The following is a 17,787-nucleotide window of genomic DNA, read 5'->3' as shown; positions in this document are numbered from 1 at the left end:
GCAGAGACTGGAGGCCTTCCAACCCACCCACCCAGGAAAAAACCATGACCTCCACCACCACCTCCCCGACCCCCGTCCTCGCCGGCAAGGTCGCCTTCGTCACCGGCGGCTCGCGCGGCATCGGCGCGGCCATCGTGCGCCGCCTGGCGCGCGACGGCGCCGCCGTGGCCTTCAGCTACAGCAGCTCGCAGACAGTCGCCGAGGAACTCGCGCGCAGCCTCGAGGCCGAGGGCGGCCGCGCGCTCGCGCTGAAGATCGACAGCGCCGACGCCGAGGCGCTCAAGGCCGGCATCGACCAGGCGGCGCGCCACTTCGGCGGCCGCATCGACATCCTGGTCAACAGCGCCGGCGTGCTGCACCTGGGCCCGGTCGACCAGCTCACGCTGGCCGATTTCGACCGCACCATCGCCGTCAACGTGCGCGCCGTGTTCGTCGCCATCCAGGCCGCGCTGGCGCACATGGGCAGCGGCGGGCGCATCGTCAACATCGGCAGCACCAACGCCGAGCGCATGCCCTTCGCGGGCGGCAGCATCTACGCCATGAGCAAGTCGGCGCTCACGGGCCTGGTGCAGGGCCTGGCGCGCGACCTCGGCCCGCGCGGCATCACGGTCAACAACGTGCAGCCCGGCCCGGTCGACACCGACATGAACCCGGCCAACGGCCCGATGGCCGCGACCATGCACAGCTTCATGGCGCTCGACCGCCACGGCCACGCCGACGAGATCGCGGGCATGGTGGCCTACCTCGCGAGCCCCGAGGCCGCGTTCGTGACCGGCGCCGGGCTCAACATCGACGGCGGTTTCGCGGCCTGAGCCGGGCCTTCAGTCGGCGCGCTGCACGGCCTCGGTGAGCCGGTCCAGCGTCGCACCCAGCCGCGCGAGTTCCGCGGCGTCGATGCCTGCGAACAGCGCGGCCTCGCGTTCCCGCCCGAGCGCGCCCACCGTCTCGTGCAGCGCCTTGCCCGCGGCCGTGAGGTGCAGCCGGCTGCGGCGCTGGTCGGTCGGATCCTCACGGCACTGCACGCGCCGGTGGCGCTTGAGGCCGGCCAGCGCGCGGCTCACCGCCATCTTGTCGAGACCGGTCTGGTCGGCCACCTGCGAGGCGGTGAGCCCGGGCTGCGCGCCCAGCACCGCCATCGTGCGCCACTCGTTGAGCGTGAGCTGGTGCTCGCGGCCCACGCGTTCGTGGAACGGCCGCGCCGTGAGGTTGACCACGCGCACCAGCTTGAAGAACAGCGGGTCCATGGGTGCGCGGGGCGCGTGTCAGCCCGCCAGCTTCTTCGCCGCCGCGACGATGGCGTCGACGCCCACGCGCGACTGCGCCTCGAGCACCGGCGCATAGCCGACCGGGATGCGCGGCGCGCCGAGCCGCGCGATGCGGCAGCCCGTGGCCTCGGCCGCGCTGGCCGCGATCTCGGCGCCGAAGCCCGCGGCCTGCACCGCCTCGTGGGCCACCAGCAGCCGGCCGGTGCGCGCGCAAGATTCGAACACCGTCTCGCGGTCCCAGGGCCACAGCGTGCGCAGGTCGATCAGGTCGACCGCGATGCCCTCGGCCGCGAGCCGCTCGCAGGCCTCGGCGCAGACCTGCGCCTGCCGGCTCCAGCTCACCAGCGTGAGCGCGTCGCCCTGGCGCATGCGCGCCGCCTTGCCCAGCGGCACCGCCAGCGTCTCGTCGACCGGGCCGCGCGCGCCCCACAGCGTCTTGTGCTCGATGTAGACCACCGGGTCGCCGCACTGCAGCGCCGCGCGCAGCAGCGAATGGTTGTCCTGCGGCGTCGACGGGCTCACCACCACCACGCCGGGCAGGTGCGCGAACCAGGCCTCGAGCGACTGCGAATGCTGCGCCGCCGAGGCGTCCCAGATGCCGCCCGGCATGCGCGCCACCAGCGGCACGCGGCCCTGGCCGCCGAACATGAAGCGGTTCTTGGCGGCCTGGTTCACCAGTTCGTCCATGCCGCACAGCGCGAAGTCGACCACGCGCATCTCGACCACCGGCCGCAGGCCCGCGAGCGCCATGCCCACGCCCGCGCCCATGATCGCGGCCTCGCTGATCGGCGTGTCGATCACGCGCCGCTCGCCGAAGCGCTGCTGCAGCCCCTTGTACTGGCCGAAGATGCCGCCGCGGCCCACGTCCTCGCCGAGCACGACCACGCGCGCATCGGCTTCCATCTCGCGCGCGATGGCGCGCACGGCGGCTTCGGCATAGCTGAGTTCTTCCACGCTGTTCGCTGCGTTCAGTGCCATTGCCCGGCTCCCGTGGTCTGCACGTCGGTGAAGGCGGCGCCGGCCTCGGGCCAGGGCGCCGCGTCGGCGGTGGCCAGGGCGGCCTCGACCTCGGCCGTGGCCGCGTTCTCGATCGCATCGAGCGCCGTCGCCTCGAGCCCGGCTTCCAGCAGCCGGCCGCGCGCGCGGGCCAGCGGGTCGGTCTCGAGCGCCGCCGCCAGTTCGGCCGGATCGCGGTAGGCCGCGAGGTCGACCGACACGTGGCCCTTCACGCGGTAGGTCAGCGCATGCAGCAGCCGTGGCCCGCCACCGCCGCGCACCTCGGCCACCAGCCGCGCCGCGGCCGCATGCACCGCGAACACGTCGTTGCCGTCGACCTGCGTGGCCGCGATGCCCAGCGATTCGGCGCGCGCCGAGGCGCCTTCGCCCGCGGTCATCGGGCCGCTCGCGGTGGTCGCGCTCCAGCGGTTGTCCTCGCAGACGAACAGCACCGGCAACTCGTACACGCGGGCCCAGTTCAGCGCCTCGAGGAAGGGGCCGCGGTTGATCGCGCCGTCGCCGAAGAAGCAGACCGTGAGGGCGTCGCCCTGGCCCAGCACCTTCTGCGCATGCGCCGCGCCCACCGCGATCGGCAGCCCGGCCGCCACCACGCCGTTGGCGCCCAGCATGCCGACCGAGAAATCGGCGATGTGCATCGAGCCGCCCTTGCCGCCGTTGAAGCCCGTGGCCTTGCCGAACAGCTCGCACATCATGCGCGCGAGGTCGGCGCCCTTGGCCAGCGTGTGGCCGTGGCCGCGGTGCGTGGACGTGAGGTAGTCGCTCGCGCGCAGGTGCGCGCAGACGCCGGCCGGCACCGCCTCCTGCCCGGTCGACAGGTGCAGCGGCCCGCGCACCTTGGCCGCGCCGCCGGCCTGCTGCCCATAGGCGCTCACGCCGCCCTGGCTGGCCGTCTCGGCCGCGTTCTCGAACGCGCGGATGCGCACCATGGTGCGGTACAGCGCCTCGGCGGCGCCGCTGGGGATGTCCAGGTCCATCTTGTCTCCGACGCCTGTGGAATGGGCGTTTGCGGAAAAATCGTATCAAGCGTGACGGACTGGGGGCAGGGGGCTTTCCCCGGGGAGGCGGTGCTGCGCGTTCAGGCCGCCTTGCGCCGCGATCCACTGGCAGCCTGCGCCGCGGCCGCATCGGCCGTGGCCTTCATCCCCTCGAGGATCGCCTCGCACTTGTGCTTCAGGTGCGTCTTGAGGATGCCCGACAGCGAGGCCGCGTCGCGCCGCGCCAGCGCGTTGAGCATGCCCTCGTGTTCCGCCATCGCGCGCGACCAGATCTCGGGCGTCATCGGCGAGTTGAAGCGGATGCGCCGGATGCGCGCGTTGATCAGCGCGTACTGATCGAGCAGCACCGGGTTGCGCGTGGCCTGCACGATGGTCTCGTGGATGCCGCGGTTCAGCGCGTAGTAGCTCGCCATGTCGCGCGCCGCGAAGGCAGCGCGCATGCGCTCGTGCAGCGCGGTGATCTCCGCGAGCTGCGCGTCGGTGACGCGCGCGGCCGCCTGCTCGCCGGCCAGCGCCTCGAGCGCGCCGGCCACCGCGAACAGCCCCTCCACCTCCTCGAGCGACAGCTCGCGCACGCGCGCGCCGCGGTTGGGCAGCAGCTCGACGTGGCCTTCGGCGGCCAGCACCTTGAGCGCCTCGCGCAGCGGCGTGCGCGAGATGCCGAAGCGCTCGCACAGCAGGGCTTCGGGCACCTTGCTGCCCGGCGGGAACTCGCCCTGCACGAACACTTCGCGCAGGTTTCCGAGCAGATCGTTGTGAACGAATTCTTTGGCCATGGGCAATTATGAATTCATTTTTCGATGAAATGGCCGGTCAAAGCCCTTGAAAGAGGAAAATTTCGTCCATTTGAATTCAAAGTGTTGACCGAGCCGGCCACCCTCCGCTACATTGAACGCATTCATTTGCAGCACTTGAACCCCCGAAACTCTCCCAATCCAGCTTCAAAAGGCAATTTATGAATGCATTCCAGCAGGGCATCGTCGAAATCGCAGGCTCGACCCATGACACCGACCGCTACACCAACGCCCTCGGTCCGCGCGGCGTGATCGGCGTGATGACGCCGGGACCGAACGTGAACGTCGAGAACGAGATGATGGACATGCGCCCGCGCGGCGTGATCAACGCCATCGACCGCTACTACGTGCCGAACCAGAAGATCGCACAGGACGAGGACTGGTCGGTGATCATGCGCAACGTCACGGCCAACCTCGACGACTCGGTGCGCCGCCTGAAGGAAGCGCTGATCGACCACCTCGTGCTCGGCATGTCCTCGCAGAGCTACATGGGCGGCGAGAAGGGCAGCTTCGCGCTGCTCGAGCACCTCGAGAAGCTCTCGGGCGTGCCGGTGACCATGGGCGCGCAGTCGGCCGAGCAGGCCTTCAAGCTCTGCGGCGCGAAGCGCATCGCGCTGCTCACGCCCTACTACCCGGTGATCGAGACCAACGCCATCAGCTACTTCACGTCGCGCGGCTTCGAGGTCGTGCACGTCGAGGGCCTCAAGTGCAAGAGCATCATCCACGTCGCCTCGCAGACCTACGAGCAGCTCGCCGAGGCCACCCTGCGCTGCGAGGCCGCCAAGCCCGACGCGATCCTGCAGCTGGGCACCAACCTCGCCTATGCGCGCGTGGCCAACGATGCCGAGAAGTGGCTCAGGAAGCCGGTCTTCGCCTCGGGCCCGGTGATCTATTGGTCGGCGCTGCGCAGGATGGGCATCAAGGATCAGTTCCCGGGCTTCGGCAGCCTGACGGAATTCCACTGAGTCCGGCGCGCGCGCACAGACGCACAGAACAAAGGAGACAAGCATGACGACGAGACAACGCATGCGCGCGGCTTGCGCCGCGCTCGCTGCCTGGGCGCTGCTCGGGCCGCTGCCCGCGGCGGCCGAGGAGCACTGGCCGGCCAAGCCGGTCACGCTGCTGGTGGGCTTCGCGCCCGGCGGCGGCACCGACCTGATCGCGCGCCAGGTCGCGCCGCGCCTGTCCGAGCTGCTGAAGCAGCCGGTGATCGTGGAGAACCGCGCCGGCGCCAGCGGCACCATCGCGACCGCCGCCGCGGCGCGCGCGCGGCCCGACGGCTACACGCTGCTGCTGGGCCACGTGAGCTCGAACGCGATGGTGCCGGCGATCATGCCGAAGCTGCCCTACGCGGCGGCGCGCGACTTCACCGCCATCACGCTGATCGGCAGCGTGCCGCAGGTGGTGACCGTGCCCGCGAGCCTGCCCGTGAAGACGCTGCAGGAGTTCATCGCCTTCGCGAAGACCAAGCCGGGTGGCGTCAACTACGCCTCCTCGGGCGCGGGCACGCAGCAGCACTTCGCGGCCGAGCTGTTCCAGCAGGCCACGCGGACCACCATGACGCACGTGCCCTACAAGGGCAGCGGCGCGGCGCTGGCCGACCTGATCGCGGGCCAGGTCGACGTGAACTTCGACACCGTGCCCACCGTGCTGCAGCAGGTGAAGGCCGGCAAGCTGCGCGCGCTCGCCGTCACCTCGCGCCAGCGCGCGGCCAGCCTGCCCGAGGTGCCGACCGTGATCGAGGCCGGCGTGCCCGACTACGAGATTGGCGCCTGGTACATGCTGATGGGCCCGGCCGGCCTGCCCAAGCCGGTGGTCGACGCGCTGGCCGATGCGATGAACCGCACGCTGCAGTCGCCCGAGGTGCGCGACAAGCTCGCGGCGCTGGGCACCGACGTCGCGGGCGGCACGCCGGCCCAGGCGCAGGACTACCTGAAGGCCGAGATCGCGCGCTGGAGCAAGCTGGCCGCGGACAAACGGATCGTGGCGGAGTGATGGCCATGCCCGGGAACTTCATTCTTCCGCGCCGCGGCCTGGCCGCACTCCTGCTGCCGTTCGCGTTCGCACTCTCGCTCGCCGGCTGCGCCGCACCCGCCGCCGCGCCACCGGCCACCCAACCCATCGTGTGGCGCATGGGCACCTCGTGGCCCACCAGCCTGCCGCTGCTGCACGAAGCCGCGCTCGACTTCGCCGACACCGTGAATGCCGCCTCGGGCGGGCGCCTGCGCATCGAGACCATCGATCCCGCGCGCCATGGCAAGCCCGCGGGCCTGCTGCAGGCGCTGCGCGGCGGCGAGTTCGACCTCGTGCACACCACGGCGCAGTACTACGCCGCCGAGGTGCCCGCGATCGACTTCTTCACCGCCGTGCCCTTCGGCCTCTTGCCGGTCGAGCAGGAAGGCTGGCTCAACGAGGGCGGTGGCCAGGCGCTGTTCGAGGCGGTGCTGGCACCGCTGGATGTGCTGCCGCTGACGGCGGGCCACACCGGCATCCAGATGGGCGGCTGGTTCGCGAAGCCGTTGCGCACGCCCGAGGACCTGCGCGGCGTGCGCGTGCGCATCGCGGGCTTTCCGGGCCGCGTGCTGGCGCGCGTGGGCGCGGTGCCGGTGAACCTGCCGCTGGGGCAGATCGTGCCGGCCTTCGCCGAGGGCCGCATCGATGCGGCCGACGTGGTCGGTCCCGCGATCGACGCGACGCTGCCGCTCGCGCGCTATGCGCCGCACTACGTCGCGCCCTGGCACGAGCCCGACGTGGCGATGCACCTGTTCATCGGCCGCGCGAAGTTCCTCGCGCTGCCGGCCGACCTGCAGCAGATCGTGCGGCAGTCGGCGCAGGCGGCCGCGCTGCGCTCGATCGCGCGCGCCAACGACCGCAACGCGGTGGCGATGCGCGAACTCGAGGCGCGCGGCACGCGCATCGAGGCGCTGCCGCCGGCTGTCGTCGAGGCCCTGCGCGAGGCCACGCGCGTGGAGCTCGATGCCAGCGCGCGCGCCGATGCCGATGCGCGCCGCGTGATCCAGAGCCTGCTGGCCTACAAGGCGCGCGTGGCGCCCTACAGCCTGCAGGCCGACCAGGCCGTGTTCAGGGTGCGTTGAGCCCGCCTGCTCAGGGCATCTGGATCGTCGCCAGGTGCGCGCGCACGCCGCGCCTGAAGGTGTAGAGCGCCAGCTGCGGATGCAGCAGGTCGCCCTTGGCATCGAAGGAGATCCTGCCCGTGAGCCCGGCGTAGTCGCGCGTGCGCGCCAGGAAGGGCAGGTAGGTCTCGGGCTTCGCGGAATCGGCGCGGCGCATCGCATCCGCGAGCACCTTCACCGCATCGTAGGAATAGAGCGAGACCAGCTCCGGGTCCATGTCGAAGCGCTGGCGGTAGGCCTTCCTGAAGTCGCGCAGCCGGCCTTCGCGGTCGTCCTCGATCTCGCCCGAGGCCGCGCAGAACACCTGGTCGTCGCGCGCCGCGCCGCCGGCCAGCCGCAGCAGTTCGTTGTCGCAGATGCCGTCGCCGCCGAGCACGCTGGCACCGAGGCCGAGCTGCTTCATCTGGCGCAGCATCGGGCCGGCCATCGCGTACATGCCGCCGACGAAGATCGCATCGGGCTGCTGCGCCTTGATCGCCGTGAGGATGGCCGAGAAGTCGCTGCTCTTGTCGCTCGCGTGCTCGCGGCCGACGATCGTGCCGCCCGCGCGCACGGCGGCCTTGGCGAACTCCTCGGCGATGCCGTGGCCATAGGAGCTGCGGTCGTCGACGATCGCGAAGCGCTTCATGCCCAGCCGCTGCACCGCATGGGTGGCGATGGCGTCGCCGATGCTGGCGTCGCCGGCAACGATGCGGAAGGTGGTCTTGAAGCCCTGGTCGGTGTACTTGGGCGCCGTCACCGAAGGCGAGACCTGCGGAATGCCGGCCTCGCTGTAGAGCCGCGAGGCAGGAATGGCCGAGCCCGAGGTCTGGTGGCCGACCACGCCGTTGACCCTGGCATCGACCAGCTTCTGCGCGGCGGCCGTGCCCTGCTTCGGGTCGCCCGCATCGTCCTCGGCCATCAGCTCGAAGCGCGCGCGCTGCCCGCCGATGCGCAACTGCTGCCGATTGAGTTCGTCCACGGCCAGTTGCCCGCCCTTCTGGTTGGCCTTGCCCGAGACGGCCAGCGCGCCGCTCATGGGCGCGACCAGGCCGATGCGGATGGTCTGCTCCTGCGCGAGCGCGCCGAAGGCGAGACCGGCCAGCGCGCTCGCCAGCACGCGCTTCGCGATGCGCGATGAAGACGGCTTCATGGGGCCTCCCGCGCTTCGAACCAATGGGCCGCGAAATCGCGCACCACCTGCACCAGCTTCTGTTCGCCCTTGCTGGCCAGGCGCACGAGCGCGACCGGGATCGACACCTCGAGCTGCGACTCGACCGTGATGCGCCGCAACCGGCCCGCGGCGATCTGCTCGCCGGCGGCCGCGAGCGCGCCGAAGAAGATCGCGTCGGAGCGCGCCGTCGCGGCGATCAGGGGCTCGAGCTCCTCCGACTCCACGGTGGTCGAGTGGCGCACGTCGTCGCTCAGGCCGTAGTGCTCTTTCGTCAGCGTGGCCACCTCGTCCGACACGTCGGTGCTGAGGATCGGGTACTGCAGCAGGTCCTGCATCGTGACCGCCGCGCGCGCGGCCAGCGGATGGCCGACGCGGCAGATGGCGCCGCCCGCGAGGCCGCCCAGGCGCTCGACCACGAGCTCGTCGGACAGCACCAGCGAGCGCGCGTCGATCAGGATCGCGTCGATCGAGCGGTCGCGCAAGGCGCTCATGAGGAAGCGCGCCGTGCCGCGGCGCACCAGCAGCTTCACGCGCGGATGCGTCTCGAGCACGTGGTTGATGAAGTCCGCGCTCATGCACGCGCCGGGACCGGCGCCGAAGCCCACGCGCAGCGTGCCTTCGAGCACGGCCTCGTCCCTCACGCCGATCGAGAGGTTGTCGACATCGACCAGCAGCCGGCGCGCGCGCTCGACCACCAGCGAGCCCGCGGCGGTGGTCGTGCAGCGCCGCCCGAGCCGCTCGATCAGCGGCGCGCCGAGTTCCATCTCGAGCGACTGGATGCTCTTGCTCAGTGCCGATTGCGTGAGATGCAGGTTGGCGGCCGCGCGGCTGAAGGAGCCGGTCATCGCCAATTCGATCAAGTGCGCCAGCTTTCTTGTCTCCATGAGGATCCGGAATAGATAAATCGAAAATCTTTCGTTAGACGCTGGCTGGACCGGGCACTACAGTCCGCCCCCGGGAGTGCGCACCCCCCAAAAAGCCTGGCGAGCATGCCAGAGATTCACAACTTGAGGAGACTCACAGTGCCCTTCACGCACGCCACGTCGCGCCGCGCATTTCATTCCCTGATCCTGTTCACCACCATCGGTATTTCCGCTTGCGGCGGTGGTGGATCGGGCACTGCCTTCGCACCCATCGTTCCCCCCGCGTCGCCTCCGGCCGAGAGCACCACGCTCAACGCCGGGGCGGTCGCATCGCCCGACCAGTTCGGCGCGGCCGCCGCCAAGCAGATCCTCGATGCGGGCGGCAATGCCGTCGATGCCGGTGTCGCCACGGCCTTCGCGCTCGCAGTCACCCTGCCCGAGGCGGGCAACCTCGGCGGCGGCGGCTTCATGACGACCTGGATGAACGGCAAGCCCTACTTCCTCGACTTCCGCGAGAAGGCACCGGGCGCGGCCACGCCCACCATGTACCTCGACAAGAACGGCGACGTGATCCCGGGCCTGAGCCTCGACGGCTCGCTGGCCGCCGGCGTGCCGGGCTCGGTCGCGGGCATGTGGACCGCGCACCAGCGCTTCGGCAAGCTCAGCTGGGCCCAGGTGCTGGCACCGGCCATCGCCTATGCGCGCAACGGCTTCGTCGCCTACTCGACGGCCGAGATGACCACCGTCAACAGCCGCTCGAACTTCAACAAGTACTTCGGCGGCAAGATGATCAAGGGCCAGCTGTTCAAGCAGTCCGAGCTGGCCGACACGCTGCAGCGCATCAGCGACAACGGCGGCAGCGAGTTCTACACCGGCAAGACGGCCGACCTGCTGGTGGCCGAGATGGGACGCACCGGCGGCCTCATCAGCAAGAACGACCTGAAGAACTACCAGGCGGTGTGGCGCGATCCCGTGGCCATCGACTGGAACGGCCACACGGTCTACACCGCGCCGCCACCGAGCTCGGGTGGCTTCGGCATCGGGCAGCTGCTCAAGATGAAGAAGGACCTCGAGCCGCAGTTCGCCAAGGCACCGCTCAACTCGGCGCAGTACGTGCACCTGACGGCGGAGATGGAGAAGCGCGTGTTCGCGGACCGCGCGCAGTACCTCGGCGACTCGGACTTCTACCAGGTGCCGATGCTGAAACTGCTGGCCGACGACTACATCAAGGGCCGCGCGGCCGAGGTCAACCCCGCCACGCCGACGCCGCTGGCCAAGGTGAAGCCCGGCCTCGGCACCGATCCCGTGCCGCCGGTCAGCACCGGCGAGAAGCCGCAGACCACGCACTTCTCGGTGGTCGACAAGTGGGGCAATGCACTGGCCATCACCTACACGCTCAACGGCGGCTTCGGCAGCGGCATCGTGGTCGAGGGCGCGGGCTTCCTGCTGAACAACGAGATGGACGACTTCTCCGCCAAGCCCGGCGTGCCGAACCAGTTCGGCGTGGTCGGCGGCGACGTCAACTCGATCCAGCCCAACAAGCGCCCGCTGTCGTCGATGAGCCCGACCATCGCGGTGAAGGACGGCAAGCTCGCGCTGGTGCTCGGCACGCCCGGCGGCTCGCGCATCTTCACGGCGGTCTACCAGGTGCTGGTCAACGTGCTCGACTACAAGCTGCCGCTCGACCAGGCGCAGGCGCAACCGCGCTTCCACCACCAGCTGCTGCCCGACAACGTCATCTACTACGAGGCCGAGCGCTTCCCCGCGGCCACGGCCGACAACCTGCGCGCACGCGGCTGGACCATGCAGGACGGACTGGCCGGCGGCCAGAACATCCAGGCGATCCAGGTGGTGGGCAATGCGCCGGTGCCGGTGTCCGACCCGCGCAATCCCGATGGCCTCGCGCTCGTGATCGCGCCGAAGCCCTGATGCGCTGACGTGAAAAAGGCGGTGGAGGCGTTGCCGCCTCCACCGCCTTGCGCATGGCGAACGCCGGTGGCGTCAGACCACCGTGCCGCTGACCTCGCCGAGCCCGATGCGCACCGCGCCCGCGCGCTCGCACCAGCCGCGCATCACCAGCGTGTCGCCGTTCTCGAGGAAGGTGCGCTTCTCGCCGTTGGGCAAGGTCACCGCCTGCTTGCCGCCGAGCGTGAGCTCCATCAGCGAACCGGCCTGGTCGGGCTTCGGGCCCGAGAGCGTGCCCGAGCCCAGCAGGTCGCCGGGCTGCAGGTTGCAGCCGTTCACCGTGTGGTGCGTCACCAGCTGCGCCGCGGTCCAGTAGGCGGCCTCGGTGGTGTTGCCGAGCGTGAGGCGCACCGGCGCCTCGCCGGCTTCGCGCATCTTCGCGGTCTGCAGCAGCACCTCGAGCGTGACGTCGAGCGCGCCGGCTGCGCGGTTCGACGGCGCATCGAGATAGGGCAGCGGCTGCGGGTCGCCCTCGGGCCGCTCGAACTTCGCGCGGAAGGGCGCGAGCGCTTCCATGGTCACGATCCACGGCGACAGCGTGCTCGCGAAGTTCTTCGCGAGGAAGGGGCCGAGCGGCTGGTACTCCCAGGCCTGCAGGTCGCGCGCCGACCAGTCGTTGAGCAAGGTCACGCCGAACAGGTGCTCCTCGGCCTCGCCGATGGCGATCGGCTCGCCGAGCGCATTGCCGCGGCCGATGAGGAAGCCGAGCTCGAGTTCGTAGTCCAGGCGCTTCGACGGGCCGAAGCTGGGCTCGGCGGCATCGGGGGCCTTGGTCTGGCCCTGCGGGCGCTTGAAGACCTGGCCGCTCACGCCGATCGACGAGGCGCGGCCGTGGTAGCCGATCGGCACCCACTTGTAGTTGGGCATCAGCGGCTGGTCGGGACGGAACAGCTTGCCGATGGTGGTCGCGTGGTGGATGCCGGTGTAGAAGTCGGTGTAGTCGCCGATGCGGCAGGGCACGGTCATCTCGGCCTGCGCTTGCGCGAGCAGCGCCTTCGACCAGGCCGCCTGCTTGTCGCTGCCTTCGGCGAGGCCGGCCGAGAGCGCGGCGCGCAGCGCCTGGCGCTCCTTGGTGCCCGCGGCCATCAGCGCGTTCATGTCGTCGCTGTCGACGAGGCCGGCGGCGCGCAGGTCGAGCACCTGGTCGCCGATGGCGACGCCGATGCGGAAGGCCTCGGTGCTGCCGGCGGCGCGGAAGCGGCCGAAGGGCAGGTTCTGGATCGGGAAGTCGCTGCCGGCTTCATTGGCCGAGGCGACCCAGCTGCGCAGCTTGGGGTCGTGGGTGGCGTTCAGTGCGGTGGTCATGGATGTGTCTTTCGTTGCGGTGTTCGGTTCACTCGGCCGTCATGCCGGCCTTCTTCGCCACCTCGCCGAGCCGCTGGTACTCGGTCTGCGTGAGCGTGGCCAGTTCCTGCGCGCTCGAGCCGCGCGGCGAGAAGCCGGCCTGCGCCAGCTTGGCCTTCACGTCGGGCTGCGCGAGCGCCTCCACGAAGGCCTCGTTGAGCACCTTCACGATCGGCGCCGGCAGGTTGGCGGGGCCGTAGACGCCGAACCAGGGCTCGAGCGCATAGCCCTTGAGGCCGGCTTCGGCGATGGTCGGCACCTCGGGCAGCGAGGGCGAGCGCGTGGGGCCGGCGACGGCCAGCGCGCGCAGCTTGCCGGCCTGGATGTGCGGCAGCGAGGCCGGCAGGTTGTCGAACATCAGGCCGATGTTGTTGCCCAGCATGTCGGTGATGGCCGGGCCGCTGCCCTTGTAGGCCACGTGCGTCAGCTCGGTGCCGGTCATCTGCGCGAACATCACGCCGGCCAGGTTCATCGAGGTGCCCGCGCCCGCGGTGGCGTAGGGCATGCCGGGGGTCTTCTTCGCGGCCGCGATCAGGTCGGCCACCGACTTGATCGGCGAGGCCGCCGGCACTTCGAGCACGATGGTCGAGGTGCCCAGCAGGCTGATGGCGGTGAAGTCCTTGCGCGGATCGAAGGCCATCGACTTGTAGATGTGCGGGTTCAGCGCATTGGTCGAGATGGCGCCGAAGCCGATGGTGTAGCCGTCGGGCGCGGCCTTGGCCACGGCGTCCATGCCGATGTTGCCGCCCGCGCCGCCGCGGTTGTCGATCAGCACCGGCTGGCCCAGCTTCTCCGACACCTTCTGGCCCACGGTGCGCGCCACCAGGTCGGTGGTGCCGCCCGGGGTGTAGGGCACGATGAAGCGGATCGGCTTCGCGGGGAAGTCCGCGGCCTGCGAGAACAGGGGCGCGGCGAGCAGCGCGAGGACCGCGGCGCGGCGCGTCAGGGCGAAGACGGGGCTCATGGCTTGAACTGATCCTTGAGGCCGGCCCAGCAGTCGGCGTAGTCGGTGTCGAGCGCCTGGCTCTGCAGCGCGAAGTTGGTGGGGATGAAACGGTAGCGGCTCTCGAACATGAAGGCCAGCGTGTTGTCGAGCTTGTGCGGCTTGAGGTCGGCGTGGGTGGCCTTGTCGAAGGCTTCCTCGTCGGGGCCGTGCGGCACCATGCTGTTGTGCAGGCTCGCGCCGCCGGGCTTGAAGCCACCGGGCTTGGCGTCGTACTCGCCGAGCACCAGGCCCATGAACTCGCTCATCAGGTTGCGGTGGAACCACGGCGGACGGAAGGTGTTCTCCATCACCATCCAGCGCGGCGGGAAGATCACGAAGTCGCAGTTGGCGGTGCCGGGCGTGTCGCTGGGCGAGGTCAGCACGGTGAAGATCGAGGGATCGGGATGGTCGAAGCTGATCGAGCCGATCACCATGAAGTGCGCGGTGTCGTACTTCACGGGCGACAGGTTGCCGTGCCAGGCGACCACGTTGAAGGGCGTCTGCTTCATCGGCGCGTGCCAGAAGCGGCCGCCGAACTTCTTGACGATCTCGTAGCCGCCTTCTTCCGCTTCGAAGGCCGCCACCGGCGCCTGGAAGTCGCGCGCGTTGGCCAGGCCGTTCGAGCCGATCGGGCCGAGCTCGGGCAGGCGGAAGTGCGCGCCGTAGTTCTCGCAGACGTAGCCGCGCGAGAGGCCGTCGGGCAGCGCCACCTTGAAGGCCATGCCGCGCGGCAGCAGCGCGATCTCGCCGGGCTTCACCTCGAGCACGCCGAGCTCGGTGGTGATGACCAGCCGGCCCTGCTGCGGCACCACCAGCATTTCGCCGTCGGCGTTGACGAAGGCGCGCTTGTCCATCGAGCGGCCCGCCAAGTACATCAGCGAGCCGATGCCGACCTGCGACTCGGCATCGCCGTTGGCCGCGATGGTGTGCATGCCGTCGACGAAGTCATGCCCGGCCGCGCCGTCCAGCGGCTGCGGATGCCAGCGCAGCGGCTCGGGCGGCAGCGCGATCTCGCGGTCGGCGCCGGTGGTCCAGTGCGCCTGCGCATAGGGCTGGTAGCGGCCCGACACCACCGAGGGCTGGCGGCGGTAGAGCCAGGTGCGGCGGTTCTCGTGGCGCGGCGCGGTGAAGGCGGTGCCCGAGAGCAGCTCGGTGTAGAGGTCGAAGGGCCCGCGCTGCGGGTTGTTGCGGCCCTGCGGCAGCGCGCCGGGCACGGCCTCGGACGCGTATTCGTTGCCGAAGCCGCTCTGATAGCGGCGCTCGGTGGCGGGAGTTGCGGCGGTCATGGTGTCCTCACTGGATGGTGTTCATTTCGCGGCCGCGAGCGCTTCGCGCAGCACGGGCAGCGAGCCGATGTGGTTGGCCAGCAGCAGCACGAGGCGCGCGTTGTACGCGTGGCTCTCCTCGGTGCTCAGGCCCTGGTGCGCCTCGATCAGCGCTTCGTAGAAATCGTCGGGCGCCTCGAGGTGCGCGTCGGTGATCAGCGTGGGGGTGGATGCGGTCATGGGCAATGTCTCGCTGCGTGTCGTCTCAGGCCCGGGCCAGCGCGCGGTCGAAGGCCGCGCGGATCTGCGCGGGCGACGGTGCGCGCCAGCGCGCGCTCACATGCTGGTCGGGACGCAGCAGGTAGGTGGTGCCGGGCCGCGCATCGTAGCGCCGCACGGCCAGTTCGCTCGCCGCGCCCGCGGGTACGCGCACCGTGCGCAGCGGCGGGCCCGCGGCCTCGATGGCGCGCAGGCTCTGCGCGACCGCCGCGTCGTCGGCATCGCCGAACACCAGCGCCGTGAAGCCGTGCGTGCGGCCGAGCTCGCGCAGCAGCCAGCCGCTGCCGCCCTCGGCGAGCGCCACCGGCGCGTCGGCCGCGGCCGCGCCCGGCACCATTGCGCCCGCGAAGCCGTCGCCATCCGCGTCAGGCGTGTTGAGCGGCGAGCCGCGCAGCACCGAGGGCACCGACAGCCGGCCGCTGTTGACCAGCGTGCGCGCGAAGGCGTGCTGCCGCGTCAGCGCCAGCACCGCGTCGCGGAACAGCCGGCTGACCTCGCTCTTGGGCGTGATGAAGTCGGTGGCGCGCGTGGAGTTGCGGATGTTCTCGTCGGCCGCGTATTCGCGTTCGCCGGCATAGCTGTCGAGCAGCGCATCGGGCGCCTCGCCGCGCACCACGGCGGCCAGCTTCCAGGCCAGGTTGTCGGCATCCTGCACGCCCGAGTTGGCGCCGCGCGCGCCGAACGGCGACACGCCGTGCGCCGAGTCGCCCGCGAACAGCACGCGGCCGTGGCGGAAGCTGTCCATGCGCTGGCAGGCGAAGGTGTAGACGCTGGCCCAGCCGATCTCGAACTGCACGCCCGCGTGGCCGATGCTGTCGAGCAGCGCGCGCACGCGCGGCACGATGCGCTCGGGCTTGCGCTCCTCCACCGGGTCGGCCTCCCAGCCGAGCTGGAAGTCGATGCGCCACATGCCGTCGGCCTGCTTGTGCAGCAGCACGCTCTGGCCCGGATGGAAGGGCGGGTCGAACCAGAAGCGGCGCTCGGTCGGCAGCTGCGCGTCCATCGTGATGTCGGCGATCAGGAAGCGGTCGCGGAACACGCGGCCCTTCGATTCCTGGCCCAGCAGCTGGCGCAGGTTCGAGCGCGAGCCGTCGCAGGCGCTCACGTAGTCGGCGGCCAGGCGGTACTCGCCCTCGGGCGTTTCCACGGTCAGCGTCGCGCCCTCGGCGTCCTGCGCGATGCCGGTGACCTTGTTGTTCCAGCGGATGTCGATCAGCGGCAGCTGCGCCGCGCGCTCGGCCAGGTAGCCCTCGACGTAGTACTGCTGCAGGTTGATGAAGGCCGGGCGCTCGTGGCCGGGCTCGGGCAGCAGGTCGAAGCGGTAGACCTGCTCGTCGTGGAAGTAGACCTTGCCGATGTTCCACGACACGCCCTTGTCGACCATGCGGTCGCCGCAGCCCAGCCGGTCGAAGACCTCGAGCGTGCGCTTGGCGAAGCAGATCGCGCGCGATCCGGTCGACAGGGTGTTGTCGTTGTCGAGCAGCACCACCGGCACCTGGCGCAGCGCGAGGTCGATGGCCAGCGCCAGGCCCACGGGGCCGGCACCGACCACCACCACCGGGTGGCGCGCGGGCGGTGCCGCGTCCTGGTCGGGGTGGCGGCGGTAGTCGAAGCGCAGGCTCTGGTAGTCGACCTGCGCGGCTTCGGTGGCGAGTGCGTTCACGTCCGTTGTCTCCGTCTCTTCTGTCCTGCCGCTCCCTCGGCGGGGAGGGAGCGCCCGTCTCAGCCTTCGAGCGCCTTCCACATCTCCACGTCGCGCTCGGCCGTCCACACGCGCGGGTCGACGTGGCCCGAGGCCTCGTCGTAGGCGCGGCTCACGTCGAAGGGCATGCAGTGGTCGAAGATCACCCACTGGCTGTACTTGGGCTTGAGCTTCTCGTAGGTGTCCTTGTAGACCGCGTTCAGGTCGCGCCCGGCCTTCACGCCTTCCTGCACGCTGGCGTAGACGTCGGCGATGAAGTCGCGCGTGCCCGTCAGGCCCTCGGCCACGGCCTCGGGCGTGGTCAGCGCGGCGCCGCGGCCCGGCACCAGCGCGGCGGGCTTGAGGGCGGCGACGTTGTCCAGCGTCTGCGGCCAGTCCTTGAAGTAGGCGTCGCCCGCGTACGGCGTGGCGCCGAACTCGACCAGGTCGCCCGAGAGCAGCGCGCGTTCCTGCGGCAGCCAGACCACGGTGTCGCCCTTGGTGTGGCCGCGGCCGAGCTGCAGCAGCTGCACCTCGAGCTTGCCGAGCCACAGGGTCATCTTGCCGGTGAAGGTCATGGTGGGCCAGGTCAGGCCCGGCGGCACGGTCTCGACGTTCTGGAACAGGCGCGGGAAGCGGCCGATCTCGCTGGCCTTGTCCTGCTCGCCGCGCTCGACGATCAGGTCGCGCGTGTCCTGGCTGGCCAGGATGTGCTCGGCACCGTAGCCAGCCGCGCCCAGCACGCGCACCGCGTGGTAGTGCGTGAGCACCACGTACTTGATCGGCTTGTCGGTCACTTCGCGGATGCGGCGCACCACGTCGGCCGCCATCGCGGGCGTGGCCTGGGTGTCGGCCACCAGCACGCAGTCATCGCCGATCACGATGCCGGTGTTCGGGTCGCCCTCGGCGGTGTAGGCCCAGGCATGTTCCGAGATCTGGCTGAAGGTGACCTTCTTCTCTTCCATGTCGGCCTGGCTGGCGAATTTCTTGGCTTGGCTCATCGTGTGTCTCCGGTGGAGTGTTTGGGGGTGGGGTGGCGGGTGGTTG

17 protein-coding genes are annotated in these 17,787 nt (G+C 70.6%); 5 read left to right on the top strand and 12 right to left on the bottom strand.

The genetic code is table 11. The features are described 5' to 3' along the window. Positions 1-44 precede the first annotated feature (44 nt). Positions 45-812, top strand: coding sequence for an SDR family oxidoreductase (locus BM109_RS29840; RefSeq protein ID WP_093351104.1), 768 nt, complete (start codon positions 45-47; stop codon positions 810-812). A gap of 9 nt (positions 813-821) precedes the next feature. Here BM109_RS29840 and BM109_RS29835 read toward each other — a convergent pair whose 3' ends face one another. From BM109_RS29835 to BM109_RS29820, 4 genes are all read right to left on the bottom strand, one after another. After that, positions 822-1,244, bottom strand: a complete 423-nt coding sequence (locus tag BM109_RS29835; RefSeq protein ID WP_093351101.1) for a MarR family winged helix-turn-helix transcriptional regulator — start codon at positions 1,242-1,244, stop codon at positions 822-824. An 18-nt stretch (positions 1,245-1,262) separates the two neighbouring features. Continuing rightward, a complete protein-coding gene (locus tag BM109_RS29830; RefSeq protein ID WP_093351099.1) occupies positions 1,263-2,243 on the bottom strand; it encodes an alpha-ketoacid dehydrogenase subunit beta in 981 nt (326 codons plus the stop codon). Continuing rightward, a complete protein-coding gene (locus tag BM109_RS29825; protein WP_093351096.1) occupies positions 2,234-3,256 on the bottom strand; it encodes a thiamine pyrophosphate-dependent dehydrogenase E1 component subunit alpha in 1,023 nt (340 codons plus the stop codon). Before BM109_RS29825 ends, BM109_RS29830 begins: the two co-directional genes overlap by 10 nt. Before the next feature lie 101 nt (positions 3,257-3,357). Next, positions 3,358-4,053 carry a GntR family transcriptional regulator gene (locus BM109_RS29820; protein ID WP_093351094.1) on the bottom strand — a complete coding sequence of 232 codons (696 nt, stop codon included), beginning with the start codon at positions 4,051-4,053 and terminating at the stop codon, positions 3,358-3,360. A 179-nt stretch (positions 4,054-4,232) separates the two neighbouring features. On the opposite strand from BM109_RS29820, the gene BM109_RS29815 reads away from it, so the two are divergent. Genes BM109_RS29815 through BM109_RS29805 form a run of 3 tightly spaced genes read left to right on the top strand, consistent with a single transcriptional unit; the run spans position 4,233 to position 7,166 of the window. After that, positions 4,233-5,036 (top strand): maleate cis-trans isomerase family protein, encoded by an 804-nt coding sequence (locus BM109_RS29815; RefSeq protein WP_093351091.1) that lies wholly within the window; start codon positions 4,233-4,235, stop codon positions 5,034-5,036. Between the two features lie 43 nt (positions 5,037-5,079). After that, the gene (locus BM109_RS29810; RefSeq protein WP_093351089.1) at positions 5,080-6,066 is read left to right on the top strand and encodes a tripartite tricarboxylate transporter substrate binding protein; all 987 of its coding nucleotides are present in this window, start codon (positions 5,080-5,082) and stop codon (positions 6,064-6,066) included. Positions 6,067-6,071: 5 nt separating this feature from the next. Next, a complete protein-coding gene (locus BM109_RS29805; RefSeq protein ID WP_177239496.1) occupies positions 6,072-7,166 on the top strand; it encodes a TRAP transporter substrate-binding protein in 1,095 nt (364 codons plus the stop codon). A gap of 10 nt (positions 7,167-7,176) precedes the next feature. Here BM109_RS29805 and BM109_RS29800 read toward each other — a convergent pair whose 3' ends face one another. Beyond that, positions 7,177-8,337: a branched-chain amino acid ABC transporter substrate-binding protein gene (locus BM109_RS29800; protein WP_093351084.1), complete on the bottom strand. Its 1,161-nt coding sequence runs from the start codon at positions 8,335-8,337 to the stop codon at positions 7,177-7,179. Continuing rightward, entirely contained in the window at positions 8,334-9,242 is a 909-nt protein-coding gene (locus BM109_RS29795) for a LysR family transcriptional regulator (RefSeq protein ID WP_093351081.1), read from the bottom strand. The genes BM109_RS29800 and BM109_RS29795 overlap by 4 nt, the downstream gene beginning before the upstream one ends. Positions 9,243-9,347: 105 nt before the next feature. Between BM109_RS29795 and ggt the strand changes: the two genes are divergently transcribed. After that, positions 9,348-11,150: a gamma-glutamyltransferase gene (gene ggt / locus BM109_RS29790; RefSeq protein ID WP_093351079.1), complete on the top strand. Its 1,803-nt coding sequence runs from the start codon at positions 9,348-9,350 to the stop codon at positions 11,148-11,150. Between the two features lie 72 nt (positions 11,151-11,222). Here ggt and fahA read toward each other — a convergent pair whose 3' ends face one another. The 6 genes from fahA to BM109_RS29760 are packed head-to-tail and all read right to left on the bottom strand — an operon-like array spanning position 11,223 to position 17,741. Further along, positions 11,223-12,491, bottom strand: coding sequence for a fumarylacetoacetase (fahA, locus tag BM109_RS29785; protein WP_093351076.1), 1,269 nt, complete (start codon positions 12,489-12,491; stop codon positions 11,223-11,225). A 28-nt stretch (positions 12,492-12,519) separates the two neighbouring features. Then, positions 12,520-13,494, bottom strand: coding sequence for a Bug family tripartite tricarboxylate transporter substrate binding protein (locus BM109_RS29780; protein ID WP_093351074.1), 975 nt, complete (start codon positions 13,492-13,494; stop codon positions 12,520-12,522). After that, the gene (gene hmgA / locus BM109_RS29775) at positions 13,491-14,801 is read right to left on the bottom strand and encodes a homogentisate 1,2-dioxygenase (protein ID WP_093351071.1); all 1,311 of its coding nucleotides are present in this window, start codon (positions 14,799-14,801) and stop codon (positions 13,491-13,493) included. The genes BM109_RS29780 and hmgA overlap by 4 nt, the downstream gene beginning before the upstream one ends. Before the next feature lie 21 nt (positions 14,802-14,822). Next, a complete protein-coding gene (locus BM109_RS29770; RefSeq protein WP_057593179.1) occupies positions 14,823-15,020 on the bottom strand; it encodes a DUF2783 domain-containing protein in 198 nt (65 codons plus the stop codon). A 25-nt stretch (positions 15,021-15,045) separates the two neighbouring features. Then, positions 15,046-16,722, bottom strand: coding sequence for an FAD-dependent oxidoreductase (locus tag BM109_RS29765; RefSeq protein WP_093351068.1), 1,677 nt, complete (start codon positions 16,720-16,722; stop codon positions 15,046-15,048). A 59-nt stretch (positions 16,723-16,781) separates the two neighbouring features. After that, positions 16,782-17,741 carry an MBL fold metallo-hydrolase gene (locus tag BM109_RS29760; protein ID WP_057593181.1) on the bottom strand — a complete coding sequence of 320 codons (960 nt, stop codon included), beginning with the start codon at positions 17,739-17,741 and terminating at the stop codon, positions 16,782-16,784. Between the last annotated feature and the right edge of the window lie 46 nt (positions 17,742-17,787).

The organism is Variovorax sp. PDC80, from assembly GCF_900115375.1.
Taxonomy (GTDB): domain Bacteria; phylum Pseudomonadota; class Gammaproteobacteria; order Burkholderiales; family Burkholderiaceae_C; genus Variovorax.
The sequence above is the reverse complement of the archived record's forward strand: the minus strand, read 5'-3'. Positions and strand labels throughout refer to the sequence as shown.

Excerpts from the sequence above, each read along its gene's own strand:
- BM109_RS29840 (WP_093351104.1), top strand. The coding sequence starts at position 45 with ATGACCTCCACCACCACCTCCCCGACCCCCGTCCTCGCCGGCAAGGTC.
- BM109_RS29835 (WP_093351101.1), bottom strand. The coding sequence starts at position 1,244 with ATGGACCCGCTGTTCTTCAAGCTGGTGCGCGTGGTCAACCTCACGGCG.
- BM109_RS29830 (WP_093351099.1), bottom strand. The coding sequence starts at position 2,243 with ATGGCACTGAACGCAGCGAACAGCGTGGAAGAACTCAGCTATGCCGAA.
- BM109_RS29825 (WP_093351096.1), bottom strand. The coding sequence starts at position 3,256 with ATGGACCTGGACATCCCCAGCGGCGCCGCCGAGGCGCTGTACCGCACC.
- BM109_RS29820 (WP_093351094.1), bottom strand. The coding sequence starts at position 4,053 with ATGGCCAAAGAATTCGTTCACAACGATCTGCTCGGAAACCTGCGCGAA.
- BM109_RS29815 (WP_093351091.1), top strand. The coding sequence starts at position 4,233 with ATGAATGCATTCCAGCAGGGCATCGTCGAAATCGCAGGCTCGACCCAT.
- BM109_RS29810 (WP_093351089.1), top strand. The coding sequence starts at position 5,080 with ATGACGACGAGACAACGCATGCGCGCGGCTTGCGCCGCGCTCGCTGCC.
- BM109_RS29805 (WP_177239496.1), top strand. The coding sequence starts at position 6,072 with ATGCCCGGGAACTTCATTCTTCCGCGCCGCGGCCTGGCCGCACTCCTG.
- BM109_RS29800 (WP_093351084.1), bottom strand. The coding sequence starts at position 8,337 with ATGAAGCCGTCTTCATCGCGCATCGCGAAGCGCGTGCTGGCGAGCGCG.
- BM109_RS29795 (WP_093351081.1), bottom strand. The coding sequence starts at position 9,242 with ATGGAGACAAGAAAGCTGGCGCACTTGATCGAATTGGCGATGACCGGC.
- ggt (WP_093351079.1), top strand. The coding sequence starts at position 9,348 with ATGCCAGAGATTCACAACTTGAGGAGACTCACAGTGCCCTTCACGCAC.
- fahA (WP_093351076.1), bottom strand. The coding sequence starts at position 12,491 with ATGACCACCGCACTGAACGCCACCCACGACCCCAAGCTGCGCAGCTGG.
- BM109_RS29780 (WP_093351074.1), bottom strand. The coding sequence starts at position 13,494 with ATGAGCCCCGTCTTCGCCCTGACGCGCCGCGCCGCGGTCCTCGCGCTG.
- hmgA (WP_093351071.1), bottom strand. The coding sequence starts at position 14,801 with ATGACCGCCGCAACTCCCGCCACCGAGCGCCGCTATCAGAGCGGCTTC.
- BM109_RS29770 (WP_057593179.1), bottom strand. The coding sequence starts at position 15,020 with ATGACCGCATCCACCCCCACGCTGATCACCGACGCGCACCTCGAGGCG.
- BM109_RS29760 (WP_057593181.1), bottom strand. The coding sequence starts at position 17,741 with ATGAGCCAAGCCAAGAAATTCGCCAGCCAGGCCGACATGGAAGAGAAG.